General features: G+C 62.9%; 18 protein-coding genes. 8 read left to right on the plus strand and 10 right to left on the minus strand.

Features of this window, described 5'->3' with window-relative positions; all coding sequences use genetic code 11:
• Positions 1–11: 11 nt before the first annotated feature.
• From AC13FW_RS06140 to AC13FW_RS06165, 6 genes are all read right to left on the minus strand, one after another.
• Positions 12–1,544 (minus strand): glucoamylase family protein, encoded by a 1,533-nt coding sequence (locus AC13FW_RS06140; RefSeq protein ID WP_482988641.1) that lies wholly within the window; start codon positions 1,542–1,544, stop codon positions 12–14.
• A gap of 184 nt (positions 1,545–1,728) precedes the next feature.
• A complete protein-coding gene (locus AC13FW_RS06145; protein WP_482988522.1) occupies positions 1,729–4,740 on the minus strand; it encodes a TonB-dependent receptor domain-containing protein in 3,012 nt (1,003 codons plus the stop codon).
• A gap of 77 nt (positions 4,741–4,817) precedes the next feature.
• Positions 4,818–5,837 (minus strand): LacI family DNA-binding transcriptional regulator, encoded by a 1,020-nt coding sequence (locus AC13FW_RS06150; protein ID WP_482988523.1) that lies wholly within the window; start codon positions 5,835–5,837, stop codon positions 4,818–4,820.
• Between the two features lie 144 nt (positions 5,838–5,981).
• Complete coding sequence (locus AC13FW_RS06155; protein WP_481533071.1) at positions 5,982–6,260, minus strand: BolA family protein; 279 nt, start codon at positions 6,258–6,260, stop codon at positions 5,982–5,984.
• The gene (locus AC13FW_RS06160; RefSeq protein ID WP_481533070.1) at positions 6,257–6,556 is read right to left on the minus strand and encodes a YciI family protein; all 300 of its coding nucleotides are present in this window, start codon (positions 6,554–6,556) and stop codon (positions 6,257–6,259) included. Before AC13FW_RS06160 ends, AC13FW_RS06155 begins: the two co-directional genes overlap by 4 nt.
• Positions 6,557–6,636: 80 nt before the next feature.
• Positions 6,637–6,840, minus strand: coding sequence for a hypothetical protein (locus AC13FW_RS06165; protein ID WP_482988524.1), 204 nt, complete (start codon positions 6,838–6,840; stop codon positions 6,637–6,639).
• A 67-nt stretch (positions 6,841–6,907) separates the two neighbouring features.
• Between AC13FW_RS06165 and AC13FW_RS06170 the strand changes: the two genes are divergently transcribed.
• The 5 genes from AC13FW_RS06170 (at position 6,908) to AC13FW_RS06190 (ending at position 11,457) form a co-directional block, all read left to right on the plus strand.
• Positions 6,908–7,804, plus strand: a complete 897-nt coding sequence (locus AC13FW_RS06170) for a segregation and condensation protein A (protein ID WP_282270218.1) — start codon at positions 6,908–6,910, stop codon at positions 7,802–7,804.
• 16 nt (positions 7,805–7,820) lie between these two features.
• A complete protein-coding gene (gene scpB, locus AC13FW_RS06175; protein ID WP_481533069.1) occupies positions 7,821–8,672 on the plus strand; it encodes an SMC-Scp complex subunit ScpB in 852 nt (283 codons plus the stop codon).
• Positions 8,665–10,296 carry a pseudouridine synthase gene (locus AC13FW_RS06180; protein WP_482988525.1) on the plus strand — a complete coding sequence of 544 codons (1,632 nt, stop codon included), beginning with the start codon at positions 8,665–8,667 and terminating at the stop codon, positions 10,294–10,296. The genes scpB and AC13FW_RS06180 overlap by 8 nt, the downstream gene beginning before the upstream one ends.
• 177 nt (positions 10,297–10,473) lie before the next feature.
• A complete protein-coding gene (locus tag AC13FW_RS06185; RefSeq protein WP_482988526.1) occupies positions 10,474–10,818 on the plus strand; it encodes a type II toxin-antitoxin system prevent-host-death family antitoxin in 345 nt (114 codons plus the stop codon).
• Between the two features lie 3 nt (positions 10,819–10,821).
• A complete protein-coding gene (locus tag AC13FW_RS06190; RefSeq protein ID WP_482988527.1) occupies positions 10,822–11,457 on the plus strand; it encodes an ATPase in 636 nt (211 codons plus the stop codon).
• Positions 11,458–11,985: 528 nt separating this feature from the next.
• Here AC13FW_RS06190 and AC13FW_RS06195 read toward each other — a convergent pair.
• From AC13FW_RS06195 to AC13FW_RS06210, 4 genes are all read right to left on the minus strand, one after another.
• Entirely contained in the window at positions 11,986–12,417 is a 432-nt protein-coding gene (locus AC13FW_RS06195; RefSeq protein ID WP_296253216.1) for a peptidase associated/transthyretin-like domain-containing protein, read from the minus strand.
• A gap of 91 nt (positions 12,418–12,508) precedes the next feature.
• Positions 12,509–13,324 (minus strand): amidohydrolase, encoded by an 816-nt coding sequence (locus tag AC13FW_RS06200; protein WP_482988642.1) that lies wholly within the window; start codon positions 13,322–13,324, stop codon positions 12,509–12,511.
• Positions 13,325–13,329: 5 nt separating this feature from the next.
• Positions 13,330–13,641 (minus strand): hypothetical protein, encoded by a 312-nt coding sequence (locus tag AC13FW_RS06205; protein WP_482988528.1) that lies wholly within the window; start codon positions 13,639–13,641, stop codon positions 13,330–13,332.
• 14 nt (positions 13,642–13,655) lie between these two features.
• Positions 13,656–14,804, minus strand: coding sequence for a pyridoxal phosphate-dependent aminotransferase (locus AC13FW_RS06210; protein WP_282273094.1), 1,149 nt, complete (start codon positions 14,802–14,804; stop codon positions 13,656–13,658).
• 171 nt (positions 14,805–14,975) lie between these two features.
• Between AC13FW_RS06210 and ccmA the strand changes: the two genes are divergently transcribed.
• From ccmA to AC13FW_RS06225, 3 genes are all read left to right on the plus strand, one after another.
• Positions 14,976–15,635 carry a heme ABC exporter ATP-binding protein CcmA gene (gene ccmA, locus AC13FW_RS06215; protein WP_482988529.1) on the plus strand — a complete coding sequence of 220 codons (660 nt, stop codon included), beginning with the start codon at positions 14,976–14,978 and terminating at the stop codon, positions 15,633–15,635.
• Positions 15,632–16,327 (plus strand): heme exporter protein CcmB, encoded by a 696-nt coding sequence (gene ccmB, locus AC13FW_RS06220; protein ID WP_482988530.1) that lies wholly within the window; start codon positions 15,632–15,634, stop codon positions 16,325–16,327. Before ccmA ends, ccmB begins: the two co-directional genes overlap by 4 nt.
• Positions 16,328–16,426: 99 nt before the next feature.
• Positions 16,427–17,059 carry a TetR/AcrR family transcriptional regulator gene (locus AC13FW_RS06225; RefSeq protein WP_296253207.1) on the plus strand — a complete coding sequence of 211 codons (633 nt, stop codon included), beginning with the start codon at positions 16,427–16,429 and terminating at the stop codon, positions 17,057–17,059.
• Positions 17,060–17,434: the final 375 nt, after the last annotated feature.

The following is a 17,434-nucleotide window of genomic DNA, read 5'->3' on the forward strand; positions in this document are numbered from 1 at the left end:
TTGGTCGCACATCACTGCTTCTTGACCGCAGGCGCTGCCGGCTGCTCACTGGCTGCCTTCTGCCCGGCCGCTGCCGCAGCGCGCGACTCGGCAATCCCTGCGGCCCGCGCCGATGCTGCCTGTTCGTCCTTCTGCAGTGGCTGGAAGCTGTCTTCCGGCGCCAACCAACCGCCAGTGAATCCCGCCCGCTCCAATCCCTTGCGGATGTAGGGGTTCTTTTTCATTACCTCCCACACGAACTCATCGCGGTAGTTGGCGATGCCGGCGAGGATCGGGCCCTGATCGATTGCGATGTAATCGCTGGCCACCCAGCCGCGCTCCGGAATCAGACGCCCGGTCTTGAGCGGAATGTCGTAGCCGAAGCTGGGGTTGAAGGAATCCAGGAAGCCATAGCTGGAGTACAGGTAGTCGCCGTAGCGCTTGTGCATTTCCACCGTTGCCGGGATCACCACTTCCGGCGCGAACGGCAACGAGGAGATCGCCGCCGATGGCACGATGGTGCCGTCGTCGAAGTTCTCGCGCAGGCCGGCGCCGCGCGCCGAGTAGTGGCGGAACTGGCGCTGTTCGCCCTTGTAATCCTGGGTGGTGTTCTGCGGGCCGTCGCCTGCGGTCAAACCCCAGACATTTGCGCTGTAATCCTTCCACTGCATCGGGTTCTCAATCGCATACTCGCGCTGGGCCAAGGTAGCGCGACGGCTGTTGAGGAAGTAGTCGATGCCACGCTCGCGCATGTACGGGTCCTGGATATCGCGGAAGTCGATCCAGACATGGCTGTACTGGTGGCCGAACAAGGGCCCGAACGACAGGTATTCCTGCCCTTGGTACACACCCCAATCGTTGTCATAGGTACGCGTCCACACCGTCCACGCATCGGGCTCGACCGGATGCGTCGGCGATCCCAGGGCCAGGATGTAGAGCATCATCGCTTCGTTGTAGCCCATCCAATCGTGCTGGATGAAGCCGCTCTCCGGGAACCAGCCCATCGACACCAGCGGCTTGTTGCGTTGCAGCCACTGCCAGTCCGTGCGCTTGTAGATCGTGTCGGCAATCTGCCGGATCTCCTTCTCGCGCGGATCGTCCTGATCGTAATAACTCTGTGCAAACAGCACGCCCATCAACAACAGCGCCGTATCCACGCTGGAGAGTTCCACCCAGCTGTCATAGCGGCGGCCCTGCTGCATGTCGAGGAAGTGGTAGTAGAAACCCTTGTAGCCGCCCTTGCCGGTGCGTTGCGGGCCACTTGGCAGGTCACGGAAGAACTTCAGCGTGACCAGGGTGCGCTCCACCGCCTGGTTGCGGCTGACCCAGCCGTTCTCGATGCCGATCGGATACGACGTCAGTGCGAAACCCACCGAAGCGATGCTGGCGAACGGCCGCGACGGATAACGATCAGGCGTCAGCCCGTTCTGTTCGTTGGTGGTATCCCAGAAGAACTGGAAGGTGCGGCGCTCGATGTCGTCGAACAGCGGTGGCAGTTCCGGCTTCATCGGCCGCGGCGGCAGGTCCGCCTCGATCAGGATCACCTGCGGCAATACCTTCGGCATCGGCGGCTCCGGCGCCTTGCCACAGCCTCCCAACAACGCCAGCCCCATACCGGCGAGAACACAGGCCAACAATTGCGAGGTACGTGACTTGCTCAAGGCGAAATCCATGAAATTCCAAGAAAGAACACGACGTACGACATCTGCAACAGCACCCCGGCCGGCCTACGGCCAGCCGGGGCTCGAATCACCAGGTCAAGCCAAACGACAGCTTGAAGGTGCGGGTTGGGCGTGCAATCGCATCACCGGTACGGTTACCGTAGTTCGGGTCGGCAACACCGCGGTTGCCACGCCAGTTGGCGTATTCCGATGAGAGCACGTTGCGCCAGTTGAAGACATTCAACACATCACCACGAACCCGCAGCTTCAGATCCGTACCGGTGTCCCATTCCTTCTGAAGTGCTAGATCCAACTGCTTGTAGCCAACCTTCTTGTCGGGCTTGAAGGGATCGAACGCGCAGTCATCGGCGATGGTGCTGGCGTAGCAGTTGAGCGCCTCGACCGGCTTCGGGCTTTCCAAGACCAACTTCGCCGAACCGGTGATACCCCAAAAATCGACGATACCAGTGGCCACCAGCCGGTGTTTTGGAATACCCAGCGCAGTGGTGAACGCAACACTATCCAGATTGGGATAGTCGAACGAGAAGGTATCTGAATTACTGCGATTCTCCTTGGCGTCGCTGTAGGTATAGGCAAGGCTCACCCCCCAGTGGGACTCAGTGGTGTAAGGCTTGTCCAACGCCAACAGCAGCGAGTTCAGACGGGTCTCGACGGCATTGTTGCCGATGAAGAATCGGCCCCATCCCGGCAACTGCTCACCCCACGGCTGGCCGCCCCAGTTGACTGCAGGATTGCTGCGATACTCACCATTGGGGTAGCGGTTACCCATCGTCCAGAGGATGCCGTCGTGACTCAACACGTGCATCAGGGTGACAGATGAGTTCCAGTCATGTCCCAGCATCGAGAACGCATTGCGCATGCCAATGCTGAACTGGTCGGAGTAAGGCGTCTTGATATCGTTGTTGAGCAGGAACACTTCGGTTCCATTGTTCGGACTGGCTGCCGCCATCTGCGCCAACACGGCTGGATCAAACATGCTCGGGTCGAAGTTGTAACAGTTGCTGCCCGCCCCCGGCGTGCAAGCATGACCGGGAGTATTGAACTGGTACTCGTAGCGTTGGAACGCAAGGCGGTACTTTTCCAGCGAGAGGTAGTCGAATTGGTTGCGGTTGTACGAACGACCCGCACCACCAAAGATCACATGCCGTTGGTCGCCATTGAGGTCGTACGAGAAGCCTACGCGTGGCTGCCAGCCGTCCTTGAATGCGCTGCGGTTGTGGCCGTTGCTGATGTAGTTGTTGTAGTCGTAATCAACATTTGAATTATTGATGTTCGGCCACGCCTGCAATGCGGACACCAGCCCGGCCGGCGTGACATGGTCTTCGAATGCAGGGTTGGTTTCATAGTCCCAGCGCAATCCAAGATTCAAGGTGAGGTGTTCGTTGACCTCCCAATCATCCTGGATGTAGATGCCAAACTGTTTGACGCTGGATTCCACTGTCGTCGGGTAACCATTGCCCGATGCCGTGAACTGCACCAGATAGGGCACATCCAGACTCTGGTTCAGGTCATAGCGGAACTGCGGCGAGTATGGGCTCTGTTCAAAGGCGGAAAGATCAATGTCCTTGTACTTGATGCCGGCCTTGACGGTGTGGCCTTCCCACCCGAAGAAGGTGAAGTCATTCTGGAACGAATACCCCTTCTGCGACTTTTCCTGGAAGTCACCGCCACCGCCGCGATTGATGACCTCTTCCATTGTCGGGTTGTTCAGCGCCTCTTCGCCCCGACGCGGAATGAACAGCTTGTAGCCATTCTCCAGGTTTATCGGGCGCGGCGCGAAACTGGCGTCCTCATAGGTGATATGAGCATCGTTCATCCAATTCTCTGCATTGAACTGGTGGCGCAGGTCGATGCGTGTTTCTTCGCCGGTCTTCAGGGTCCCGTATGACGCCAGGTTGACACCACCAATACCAGTGACTTCATCTTCCTCACGGCGCTTCATGGTCAATTCGACCAGATGTGCGTCACCCGGAGTCCAGCTCAACTTGCCGAAGTACAGGTCCTCCTTGAACGGCGCGTTGTTCGTGGAACGGGCCTCGTCCTGGAAGCGCTGGGGCAGCTCTTCGACCGAAATCTGGCGACCGGGGATAACCTGACGCGCGTCACTGCGGTCCTTGGCTTCATAGGTCACGAAAAAGTGCAGCTTGTCCTTGATCAGTGGACCACCCAAGGCAACACCGTACTGTTCATCGTGGGTGCGAGCCTTGATGTCGCGCCCATCCTTTTCGCGGATGGTATCTGCCACCCAGCTACTGGCAACGTTGTCCCAGAAAAAATCACCGTGAAATTCATTTGTACCCGAGCGAGTGACAGCCGTGATGCCCGCGCTGCTCAACTGGTCGTACTCGGCCTTGTAGTTGGAAGTGACGACTTTGTACTCGGCAATGCCCAGCTGAGGGAATGGATTGCCGCGACTGGAATCCTGGCCGGTAATGCCGCCCTTGAGCACATAGTCTTTCTGACCGACACCATCGATGAACACATTGACACCACTGGACAACTGGGCACCACTTCGGATCGACGTGGAACCCTCGTTACCGGTGTTGAACATGACGCCCGGCACGATATCCGCGAAGGCCAGGAAGTTGCGCGAGTTCTGCGGCAATGCCTGCAGCTGCTTCTGAGTGAGGTAGGTCGCCACCTCCGATGTCTTGGTTTCCACCACTGCCTGCGCCGTTACCTGCACTGCATCCAGGTTGGTCGCCGCACCACCGGCAGTTTCCGCCACACCCCCCACACCCAGATTCACCGTGGCGGTCTGACCGACCTGTACGGTGATGTTCTGGCTACTGGTCTTGCCGCCGGCATTGACGTCCACCTTGTAGGTGCCCGGCGGCAGGCCGGCCAAAGAATAAGTGCCATTGCCAGTGCTTTGCACGCTACGGGTCAGCCCGGTCGCGGTGTTCGTCGCGGTGACCTGTGCCTGCGCGGCAGGGCTCGAGTCTGCCATTACCTGGCCACGGATGGTCGCACTGGTGCTCTGCGCGAACGCAGGTGCCGCACCCAAAAGCAGGCAGCCAACAAGTGCGCTACTGAGCAGCTTGCGGGTAGGCGTGAAATTGGCAGCAATCTTTTTCATCTTCTTCCTCTCCCAAGGCGGCGGCACCAGGCCGCGAAGAACGTGTGTGTGGGGAACCATCCCGGTCTATCGCCGGGTCAAGGGAGGTCGCACGCGGCAGTGGAGTCGCGTACGACCAAGGTTGGGACCAGGGTTACGGCGGGCGCTGTCTGCGCCTGCCCGCTATCGATCATCTGCACCAACTGCAGCATCGCCCGCTCGCCCAACTCGGCGATGCTGACCTGCATGGTTGTCAAAGCAGGGTGAACAAAGCGCGCCAAGGGAATGTCATCAAAGCCAGCCAGCGCCACTTGCGCAGGCACTTTAATTCCAGCCTGCGAGAACGCGTACAGGCACCCCAGGGCCATCATGTCGTTGGCGGCAAACACCGCATCAGGAAGTGCAGCGCCTGCCAATAATGCCAATCCGGCCTGATGACCGGAGGCTTCATCGAAATTGCCAGGCAGCTCGATAGCTTCCACCTCGCCATCGAACGCCGCCATCGCCTCACGGAAACCGAGCAGGCGCTGCTGCGCATCATGGTTGTGCGCCGGCCCGCAGATGAAGGCGATGCGGCGATGCCCGCCTTCAAGCAGATGTCGGGTCATGCTCAGCGCACCGGCATGGTCATCGATGCTGAAGAGCGGGTACTGCGCAGTGGCCAACGGCGTGTTGATCAAGACCGTTGGCAACGCTGGCGGCAGGTTTTCGACCAGGAAATCGGAGTCACCTGCGTAAGGCGAAAGGACCAGCAAGCCGTCAACGCGCCCGCGCATGGCCTGCAGCACCGAACCTTGCTGTTGCTGGTCGCCGTGATAGCTGGACACCAACAGGTGCCGGCGATGGGCGCTGGCCACACCGTCGATGCCGCGCATCAGCTCGGAAAAAAACTCACCGTACAGGTCGGGAAGTACCACACCGACTGTCTGGGTACTGCGGCTGCTCAGGCTGCGGGCCGCAGCGTGCGGGGTGTAGCGCAGCCGGCTGGCCACTTCCAGCACCAGCTTGCGGACCGGCGCGGCGACATTGTCATGGCCATTGAGGGCACGTGACACGGTTGCGACGGAGACATTCGCCTCACGGGCAACATCCTTGATCGTTATTGCCGACTTCGCCACTGGCCTACCCACCGCAGTACAGGGTCGGGCGGACTGTAAACGTTTTCAAACGCATTTGTAAACAGTTCGTTAGCTGAACTTGGCCCGCCTGGACAACATCTGTCCCGACCACTTCCACGGGAACCCTGCAATGACCCATTCCCTTCAGCCAGCCCCGCCCAGCTCCTGCGGCGTCAACGCCTTGATCGACAACGCGTGGATATCCGTCTCCATCATCTCGCCGAGTGCGGCATACACCGCACGATGCCTGGCAAGCGGCGCCTTGCCGGCGAAGGCCTCACTGACCACCATGACCTTGAAATGACCACGTCCATCGCTGGCGCCGGCATGGCCGGCATGACGGTGACTGTCGTCCTTCACTTCCAGCTGCAGCGGCGCAAAAGCGGCCTGCAGGGCTGCCTGGATCCGCTCGACCCGGCTCATGGCAGCACCTTGCGGAATGGACGCACGTCCACACGGGTGTAGACATCAGCAGCCACATACGGGTCGGCATCGGCCCAGGCCCTTGCGGCGGAAAGGTCTTCAAAACTGGCGATCACCACGCTGCCACTGAAACCAGCCGGACCCGGGTCTTCCGCGTCAATTGCAGGACAGGGACCGGCCAAAAGCAGTCGCCCCTGGTCAAGCAATGTCTGCAACCGCGCCAGGTGTGCCGCCCGCGCCTGCAACCGCGCCGCCAGCACATCCTCTCCGTCATAGCCCTCGATTACGTACCACACTGGCCTTTCTCCGCTTGTCTGCTGAATGGAAGGATGCCAAGTCTAGCGTCACAAGGCTGGACACCGCCCTGCCCGGGCGATTACTCTTTAGTCCATTGCACGCAGCCGGCCAGTAGCCGCCCGGTGCGGTAGTGGGCCAGGCCCGCCACCCAACCACTGGAGCGCATCACTTCCCGGACCGCGTAGACGACCTCCTCGTAATGACGTTGCCGCTGATCCTGCGGCGCGCCTTGTTGTTCATGTGTGGAAGCGCGCCAAACAAGCGCGAGTAGCTCGTAATACATGGGCTGGAATGCTCCCGGGCGGGAACCTGGGGCGCGTCCGGTTCGCAATACCCCGAATGTCGACCTGATGACTTCCGAACTCGCGCACGACGCGAACCCGCCAGCGCAGCATCCCTTACCGCAGCAGCAGGAAATGCCGCTGGCGATGGTGCATGGCCAACCGGTACTGCAGATCCCACAGGATCTGTACATTCCACCGGATGCACTGGAAGTCATTCTCGACGCCTTCGAGGGCCCGCTGGATCTACTGCTTTACCTGATCCGCCGGCAGAACCTGGACATCCTGGATATCCCGGTCGCCGAGATCACCAAGCAGTACGTGGAATACATCAATGTCATGCAGGAGCTGCGCTTCGAACTGGCGGCCGAATACCTGGTGATGGCGGCGATTCTTGCTGAAGTGAAGTCGCGCATGTTGTTGCCGCGCCCACCCAGCATCGAAGGCGAAGAAGCAGATCCACGCGCCGAGCTGGTGCGCCGTCTGCAGGAATACGAACGCTTCAAGCAGGCCGCCGAGGATATCGACAGCCTGCCCCGGCAGGACCGCGACACCAGCCTGGCGCACGCCTTCGTGCCCGAGCGTGTATTGGTCAAGACTCCACCGCCGGTGGAATTGAAGGAAATGCTGCTGGCGCTGCATGACGTACTCAAGCGCGCCGAGCTGTTCAGCGGCCACGCGATCAAGCGCGAGGCACTGAGTGTGCGGCAGCGCATGGGCGATGTGCTCGGCCTGCTGGAAGGCGACAAGTTCTACCGTTTTGAAAGTCTGTTCACCGCCGAAGAAGGCAAGCTCGGCGTCCTGGTCACCTTCCTTGCAGTACTGGAGTTGGCCAAGGAGCAACTGCTCGACATCGTGCAGGAAGCCCCGCTCGCCCCGATTTATGTGAAGTCCCTGGCCACTGGCAACACCAACGCACCGCTGCAGTTCTCCAGCGAGTTCGATGACGCTGACACTCCCGCCTGAGCAACCGACCCAACGCATGGATCAACCGCTGATCAACCGCATTGTCGAAGGCGCCCTGCTTGCTTCCAGCCAGCCGGTCACCTTGGCGCAACTGCAGGGGCTGTTTCCCGAAGATGAGCCGGCACCGCCGGGCAGCATCGAACGGGCATTGGAACTGCTGCGCGAAGGCTGCGCGGGCCGCGGCGTGGAACTGACGGAGGTGGCCTCGGGCTACCGCTACCAGATCACCAGCGAAGTGCACGGCTGGGTGTCGCGGCTATGGACCGAACGCAAGACCCGTTACACCCGTGCCACGCTGGAAACCCTGGCCTTGATCGCCTACCGGCAGCCCATCACCCGCGGCGAGATTGAACAGGTACGCGGCGTGGCAGTGAGCAGCAACATCATCCAGGCCCTGGAAGAGCGCGAGTGGATCCGGGTCATCGGCCACCGTGACGTGCCTGGCAAGCCCGCCTTGTTCGGCACCACCAAGGGCTTCCTGGACTACTTCGGGCTCAAACGCCTGGACGAACTTCCGCCGCTGTCCGAACTACGCGACATCGGCGAGCTGGAACCGCAACTACCGCTGGATGGCGACGGCCAACCAGCTGCCCCGCTTGCCGCTGGTGCCGCCTCGCCGCAAGGCCTGGATGCCGCCAACGACAGCGACCCCACACCCGCAGCTACGCCAGGATCCCCGGATTCGAACGCAGCTGCATCCAACACCGCCTTCACCGGCGAACCCGACGCCGCGCCGGGAGAGCGCGCGGCGGAAGTGGAAAAAACTGAAAACAACGCCGTCGCGACGACGACCGTGGCTGTTGATGTAGCCGATTCCGAACCACAGGCCGACGCGGAAAACGCCGGCCGGAGCCAAACAGATGAGTGACACCCCGCGTAAATCTTCGTTGAACAAGCTCTCGCTCAAGCGCGAGGCCGACACCGACCAACAGCCCAAGCTCGAAGAGCGCCTGCACAAGGTCCTGGCCCAGGCCGGCCTCGGCTCGCGCCGTGCGCTGGAGCAGCGCATCGCCGACGGCCTGGTCAAGGTCAACGGCGAAGTCGCCAAAACCGGTATGTCGATCAAGAGCGGCGACAAGATCGACCTCGACGGTCGCAGCTTCGTCGCCAGCGCGCTGACCGACCCGTCGCGCGTGCTGATCTACAACAAGCCCGAAGGCGAAGTCACCACCCGTGACGATCCCGAAGGCCGCCCGACCGTATTCGAAGCGCTGCCGCCGCTGAAGGGCGCACGCTGGATCGCCATCGGCCGCCTCGACATCAACACCACCGGCTTGCTGCTGGCTACCACCGACGGTGAGCTCGCCAACGCGATGATGCACCCGTCGTTCGAAGTCGAGCGCGAGTACGTGGTACGTGTGCGTGCGCCGGAAGGCGAAGAGAAGGTCTCCGACGAAATCGTCGAGCGCCTTGGCCGCGGCGTGCTGCTGGAAGACGGCGGCGCCAAGTTCGACGAAGTCGAGCGCATTGGCGGCACCGATTCGCACGACTGGTTCCGCGTGGTCGTCAAGGAAGGCCGCAACCGTGAAGTGCGCCGCCTGTGGGAATCGCAGGGCTGCCAGGTCAGCCGCCTGAAGCGCACCCGCTACGGCAAGATCGAGCTGCCGCGCGACCTGATGCGCGGCAAGTCGGTGGAACTGACCACCCAGCAGGTCGACGCACTGCGCGCCCAGCTGAAGCTGGAAGAAGGCACCCCGTCGGCACTGACCCTGCAGCCGGTGATCGGCCAACGCAAGGCGGTCAAGACCACCCTGCGCGTGTCGCGCGATGGCGGCCGCGGCAATGCCTACGTCAACGGCCACAACACTGCCGATGAAGGCCGCGAACTGCGTCGCTTCGACAACGTGCGCGAAGACCGCGGCGGCCGTGGCCGTGGCAACAGCGGCGGCTACAAGGGCGGCCTGACGGTCAGCGGCGAAGCCGCAGCCAAGCAGTCGCAGAAGCCGTTCAAGCAGCGCAAGCCCGCAGGCGACCGCAGCCTGCCGGACGGCAACCCGGCCGCGTTCCGCACCTGGTACGTGCCGGACGGTGTCAGCACCGGCCCGAGCGGCCATCGCAATGCAGGTCCGGGCGCAGCACGCGGCGCGGGCGGCAATCGTGGTCCGGGCCGTGGTCCGGCCGCCGATGGCCAGGCACGCCCCTACGGCAAGCCGCGTCCGGGCGGCGCCCCGGGTGCCAGCCGTGGCGGCCCCGGCCAGGGTCGCCCGCAGGGCGCTGGCGGCCAGGGCGCCGGCCAGGGCCAGCGCAAGCATCCGTACGGCCACCCGGGCAATGCCCCGAGCTTCCCCTCCGATCACGCCACCCCGGGCTACAGCCCCTACGGCGCACGCCCGGCCGGCGGCCGTCCGAGTGGTGGCAACCGTGGCCCAGGCGGCCCGGGCGGTCGCCCCTCTGGCGGTCCGCGTCCAGGCGGTAACCGTCCCGGTGGCGCAGGCCGCCCGGGTGGCGGCGGCCGTCCTGGCGGCGGCAACCGCGGTCCGCGCGGCGCCTGATCCGCAACGCAGCTGACGCGCCTCACCGCGCAACGCCGCAAGCAAACGCCCGGTGCATCTTGCACCGGGCGTTTGCGTTTCAGGCCTGCAAACGAACGGTCAATGAACGACTCTTGGCAAAAATACCCAAAATAGGAAATTTGGTATATTTTGCGAAAACGCAACCCGGAAACCGCCATGGACCTGTCACTGAACCTGCTGGATCTGGAAAAGACGCCCGCCAGTGACGTCAAAGCCAAAGGCTGGCCTGATCTGATGCGCAAAGTCGCCAAACGCGGGGCCGTGGTGGTTACCAACCACAACCATCCGCAAGCGGTGGTGGTCTCTGCCGAGGAATACCAGCGGCTGGTCGCACAGGCGTCCGGCGCGTCGGCGGCAGCGCAGCGCGCGCAGTCACTCCAGCAACTGCAGGCCGAGTTCGATGCCCATCTTGCTGTACTCGATGACGGTACGGCCTTGCGCAGGGCCTTGGGTCGCCCTGCCCGTCGCGGCTTGAAGATCACCCCGGGCCAGTCGCACTGATCGATGGCGCGCATCCTGGTATTGGCCGGCGTCAATGGCGCCGGCAAAAGCTCCCTGCTGGGCATGATGCTGGCGCATGACGGCGCCACCTGGTTCAACCCCGACGCCTTCACCCGGCAACTGGTGGAACGGGATTGGCCGTTGGCAGAAGCCAACGCAGCCGCTTGGCAGGAAGGCACCCGCCGCCTGCGCGAGGCAATGCAATCCAATCGTGACTACGCATTCGAAACCACACTCGGCGCCAACACCATTCCCAAGCTGTTGCACGAAGCCTGCAAACAGCATGAGGTATCGGTTTGGTTCTGCGGCCTGGAAAGCATCGAACTGCATCTGCAACGCGTGGCCGAACGCGTTGCAGCCGGCGGCCACGATATTCCCGAAGACAAGATCCGCCAACGCTACGACAGCTCGCGCCTCAACCTGATCGAACTATTGCCGCACCTGACGACGCTGCACGTGTATGACAATAGCCGCCCGCCCGATCACGACGGTCTGGTCGAGCCGCTGCTCGTGCTGGAAATGGACAAGGGGCGGATTCTCTGCCCGGTCAGCCAGGGCGAGTTTGCACAGGTACCGGAGTGGGCCAAGCCGGTGGTGTGGGCGGCGCTCAAGGCCTTTCCGGCTGCAAATGCAAAATGAGCCACAACGCCCGGAACTCGCCACTACCAATAGTTGACCTGCGCCACCCTGCCCTGTCTTCGACTTGAGCACTCAGGCCAGTTTCAAGGATCGGCGATAGCAACGCAGCCACACGGAGTGCATCGCAGTCGCACGCCTGCCGCCACGCGAAAAACCTCCCCTCATCCGCCCCTGCGGGGCACCTTCTCCCGCAAGCGGGAGAAGGACGCAGCGCTCAAACATTGCTTCCAACGTTGCTACTCCGACGGCCCTTGCTTCGGCTCTGGCCCTTGCTTCGGCTCTGGCCCTTGCTTCGGCTCTGGCCCTTGCTTCGGCTCTGGCCCTTGCTTCGGCTCTGGCCCTTGCTTCGGCTCTGGCCCTTGCTTCGGCTCTGGCCCTTGCTTCGGCTCTGGCCCTTGCTTCGGCTCTGGCCCTTGCTTCGGCTCTGGCCCTTGCTTCGGCTCTGGCCCTTCTCCCGCTAGCGGGAGAAGGTGCCCCGCAGGGGCGGATGAGGGCGAGCTATTGCTCTACGGTTCACCGCAAAAAAAATCAGCGCCGCTCAATCACGAACTTGCCAAACCCAACACCGATACTCCAGCCATGCCCCGTACCGGCCAACGCAAGCGAAATGTCACCCTTGGTCATCGCCTGCGCATCATTGGCACGCGACGCGCTGGCATGTGCCTCGGCGGCTGCGTAGGTTCCCAACAAATCATTGAGCGAATACGCACCACTGAACCTCCCGCGACCATCGGTGATGGTGGTGCGGCCCACGGTCAGACCACCACCCTTGGCGCTGATCTTGACCGGGATGCTGGCGCCGTTGTCGCAGGTGATCGTGCCGGTCCCGCTGGAGGTCTTGTAGAACATCGACCAACCGGTCAGGTTGTAATGCAGCTCGCAGTCGATATTGCCCGCAGCCTGCGCCGCCGGGGCAAGGCCCAACGCCAGCACTGCAGCCATCGCCATCATCTTCTTCATCGCGCATCCTCTGCTTGATTGAACCGGCGTCGAGCCTGACAGCCCCCCTGCGCCTTGCAAAGAGCCTGCAGACCCGGCGCCCGGCCGGCGTTCAGCGAAGCACCACCGGCCCGCCCAAGGTAAACGCATCGGCATCCAGCATCGCCGGGAAGCGCTCGCGATGCGCTGCCAGCGCCTGCGCCGAGATGGTGGTGGTGACCACCTGCTCGCGTTCGCGGATCTCCAGCTGCGGCTGGCCGATGAAATCGATCACCGCGCTGTCGCCGGAATAATGCAGGCCATTGCCATCCACGCCAATACGGTTCACCACCGCCACGTAGCAGAGGTTCTCAATCGCGCGGGCACGCGCCAAGGTCTGCCACGCATAGGCACGCGCCGACGGCCAGTTGGCGACGAAGATCTGCAGGTCGAAATCCATCTGCCCTGCCCGCTCCACATCAAACCGGTTGCGGCAGAACACCGGGAAACGCAGGTCGTAGCATATCTGCGGATTGATCCGCCAACCCTTCCACTCCACGCATAGCCGTTCGTTGCCGGCCGCATAACGCTTGTGCTCGCCGCCAAAACGGAACAGGTGGCGCTTGTCGTAGTAGTGCAACTCGCCTTCGGGCGTAGCCCACAGCAGACGGTTGTAGACGCAGCCATCGACCCGCAGCTGCACGCTGCCAGTCACTACCGCACCCAGCGCACGGGCGTGTTCGGCGATCCATGCAACGGTCGGGCCGTCCATGTCTTCAGCCTGGTCAATCGCGTCGTTGGAAAAACCGCTGGTGAAGGTTTCCGGCAGGATCACCAGATCGGTGTTGCCCGCCAGCGGCGCCAGCAGCGCACCGTAATAGTCGCGGTTACCCGCCGGGTCGTGCCAGCGGGTGTCACCCTGCACCAGGGAAATACGCAGGTCCTGCATTGTCGTCATCGTCCTGAAAGCCATGAAGAAAGAACAGCGCTGGTCGCCACGGCCGCGCCCAGTACCGGCACCCACCACTGCAACCGCGCGATCCAACGATTGACCGGCTGGCACCGCTCGACATCATCAAGCAACGCCAGATACTCACGGGTATAGCGACCAAAACTGCCACGAAACGCCAAGCGCCCCTCATCCACCGATACGCCACGCGCCTGCAAGCCGGGTTGAACCACGGAAAGGAACAGATAGCCCTTCACCACACCCGCAAGCAGGAACGTGCAGAACGCCACGAGGAAAACGAACAAACCGGTATCCATGGTGGTTTCGAATATCAGAGCGCGCGCAGGCGCTCGATGGCCGCATCCAGCGTCGCATCGTTCTTGGCGAAGCACAGCCGCACCAGACGCTGGCCAGCCGGCGGGGTTTCGTAGAACGGCGACAACGGGATCGCGGTAACGCCCTTCTCGATGGTCAGCCAGCGCACGAACTCATGGTCCGGCAGGTCGCTGATCGCCGAATAGTCCACCAACTGGAAGTAACCGCCCGGCACCGGCAGCGGCTTCAAACGCGTACCCAGCAACTGCTCGCGGAAGCGGTCGCGCTTGGCCTGGTAGAACGCGCCCAGCTCCAGGTGATGCTCGGGCTCGTCACGAATCATCGCGGCAAAACCGTACTGCGCCGGGCTGTAGGTGGTGAAGGTGTTGTACTGGTGGACCTTGCGGAACTCGGCGGTCATTGCCGGCGGCGCGATGGCGTAGCCGATCTTCCAGCCGGTGCAGTGATAGGTCTTGCCGAAGCTCGAGATCACGAACGCACGCTCACGCAGCTCGGGGTAGCGCAGTGCCGATTCATGACGGGCACCGTCATAGATGATGTGCTCGTACACTTCATCGGAGATCAGGTAGATGTCGGTGCCGCGCAGCACATCGGCCAGCGCCTGCATGTCGTCGGCAGTCAACATCGCGCCAGATGGGTTGTGCGGCGTATTCACCATCAACATGCGCGTCTTCGGGGTGATGGCCGCGCGTACACGGTCCCAATCCACCGCGAAGGTCTGCGGGTCGAGCGGCACGTGCACAGCGCGCGCGCCGGCCAGGTCGATCGCCGGCTCGTAGCAGTCATAAGCAGGGTCCAGCACGATGACTTCCTCACCGGCACGCACCACGGCATGGATGGCATTGAAGATCGCCTCCGTGCCGCCGGAGGTGACAGTGATCTCGCTGTCCGGATCAACCTGTGCGCCATAGCAATCCAGCGCCTTCTGTGCGATCGCCTGGCGCAACGGCGCCACGCCGGTCATCGGCGCGTACTGGTTCAAGCCCTCGCGCATGGCCTTCGCGGTTTCGTCGATCAAGCGCTGTGGGGCGGAAAAGTCCGGAAAGCCCTGGCCAAGATTGACCGCGCCATGTTCGGCGGCCAGCTGCGACATCACGGTAAAAATGGTGGTGCCCACCTTGGGCAACTTGGTCTGCGGATGCATGGGTGCGTACACGCCGGGGGAGAAAACCCCGAGTGTACGCAAAGCTGGCACGCCAGGCTTCCCAAACCATGCCCTCAGGCCCCGGGACGGCACCCTGGCAGCGCTATACTGCGCGGCCCGATGCGCCGCCCTGCCTGCGCCACCTCTCCAAGGACGGAAGCGCCCGATCCGATGATTGACACCGCGAACACCCTGCCGCTGCTCGATGCACGCGGCCTGCGCTTCACCCGCAATGACGATCCGGTATTCGGGCCGCTGGACCTGCACGTTGATGCGGGCGAAGCGCTGTTGGTGCAGGGAAGCAATGGCGCCGGCAAGACCACCTTGCTGCGTGTGCTGGCCGGACTGCTGCGCCCGGACGAAGGCAGGATCGAGATCGACGGCCGTCCCGCCAACAGTACCGACCGTTCCCGCTATATCGCTTACCTGAGCCACCTCACCGCGCTCAAGCAGGACCTCGGTTGCCTGGAAAACCTGCACTTCCTGTGCGGACTGCAAGGCCGCCGCGCGCGGCAGATGCCGGGCAATGCCCTGGCAATCGTCGGCCTTGCCGGCTACGAGGACACCCTGGTCCGGCAACTGTCGGCCGGCCAGAAAAAACGTCTGTCGCTGGCCCGTATCTGGTTGTCACCGGCGCCGATCTGGCTGCTGGACGAGCCCTACGCCAACCTCGACCTGGATGGCATCAACCTGGTCAACCGGATGATCTCCGCGCATCTACGCGGCGGCGGCGGTGCACTGGTGACCACCCACGGTGCCTACGCGGCACCACCGGTCCGCAATCGGACGCTTACCTTGGGCAGCGCAGCAGCACCGGAGGACGCAGCATGAGCCTGCCCGGTCCACAACCAACGCTGTTCTCTGCCGCGCGTGCCCTGCTGGCCCGCGACCTGAAGCTGCTGTGGCGTCGCCGCGGCGACGCTGCGCAACCGATCCTGTTCGCCTTGCTGGTGGTAGCGCTGTTCGCGCTGGCACTGGGCGGCGAACCCCGGTTGCTGCAGAGCGTTGCCTCGGCGGTGCTGTGGCTGTCGATCCTGCTGGCCGGTCTGCTGTCGCTGGATACCTTGTTCCGCAGCGACGCCGAGGATGGTTCGCTGGAGCAATGGCTGTTGTCGCCGGTACCGTTGGCCTGGCTGGTCGCAGTGCGGGTCTTCTCGCATTGGTTGACCACCGCCCTCCCGCTGGTCCTGGTCAGCCCTTTGCTGGCCGAACTGATGCACCTGCCGCGCGAGCAGCTGCCGGTGCTGCTTGCCGCGCTGGCGCTGGGCACCCCCCTGCTGAGCCTGCTCGGGGCGGTGGTAGCCGCATTGACCGTGGGAATGCGCCGCGCCGGCATCCTGCTGGCGCTGCTGGTGCTGCCGCTATACGTACCGGTACTGGTGTTCGGTGCCGGCGCGGTGGCGGCAGCGGCACAAGGCTTTGATCCCGGTGGTGCACTGCTGATGCTGGCGGCCGGCTTGCTGGTCAGCGCGGTGCTCGCTCCACTGACAGCGGCAGCTGCAATCCGCATCGCCAACTCCTGAGCCCCAAACAGCGCTATTCTTGACGCTGACTTCACAAATCAAACCAAGCACATGGCTGAGCGGCCCGACACGGAAGTTCCGAGCGTAGACAAGCCTACCTTGCCGCCCCGTCCCGTGGTCGAGCTGCAACGCCGCGGCGAACTGCGGGTGGAGAAGTTCCTGGCGGCCGCCACCGAGGTCTTCAACGAAAAGGGCTACCAGGCGGCACGCCTGTCCGACATCGTCAAACGCGCCGGCGGCTCGATGGCCACCCTCTACCGTGCGTTTGGCGACAAGGAAGGCCTGATCCACGCATTGATGGAGCAGAGCATCAACGACTTCGGCCGCAGCCTGGACACCTTGCTGCAATCGCCGTTGCCGCCCGCCGAGGCGCTGGAAGACGCCGCCAGCCAGATGGCCGAGGAAGTCCTCTCGCCCAGACGCCTTGCCTGCCATCGCGTGGTGATTTCCGAAGGCATGAACCAACCCGCGCTGCGTGATTGGTTCCACGCCCATGGTGTGGCGCCAATGGAAGTGTTGCTCAGCCAGTACTTCGCCCGCGAAACCGCAGCCGGTCGCATGTATATCGAGAACCCGGAACAAGCCGCGCATTTCTTTTACATGCTGGTGATCGGCGGCCTGGTCCTGCGCTCGGTCAATGGGCGCGTTGTCCTCAGTGACCTGCCCAAGGCACAACAACAGGCGCGAGACGCAGTCCGTCTGTTCATGGCCGGTGCGCTGCCGCGAAACTGATGCCAGGCCGGCTTCACTCGCGCCATCAAACGACGCACCTGCAGCAATTGGAAGATGGGCGGGCGGGACTCGATCCTCACCCGCCCCTTTTGTGCAAAGCATCAAAACAAAATCGGTACGGCATGCGTGAGCACCTTGAGCCGCATGACACGAGGCATGACCCTGCCGTGTAGATGCACCCACGTGCGAGGCTGCTGATCAGCGGCGCGCTGCAGGCACCGGATCAGCCTGACGCACGTCGGCCACGACCCGCCGGTTTTCTGAATTTGCGGTATCTTGCGCTAGTCTGAAAACAGCAACGGTGGTGCAGTCCGCATCGCCCAGCCGGTCGGGCCGCTGATCGCGGCCCGGTCATCGTCTTCCTCAGCGAGCGAG

The sequence above is a fragment of the Stenotrophomonas sp. 21LCFQ19 genome (genome assembly GCF_056861425.1).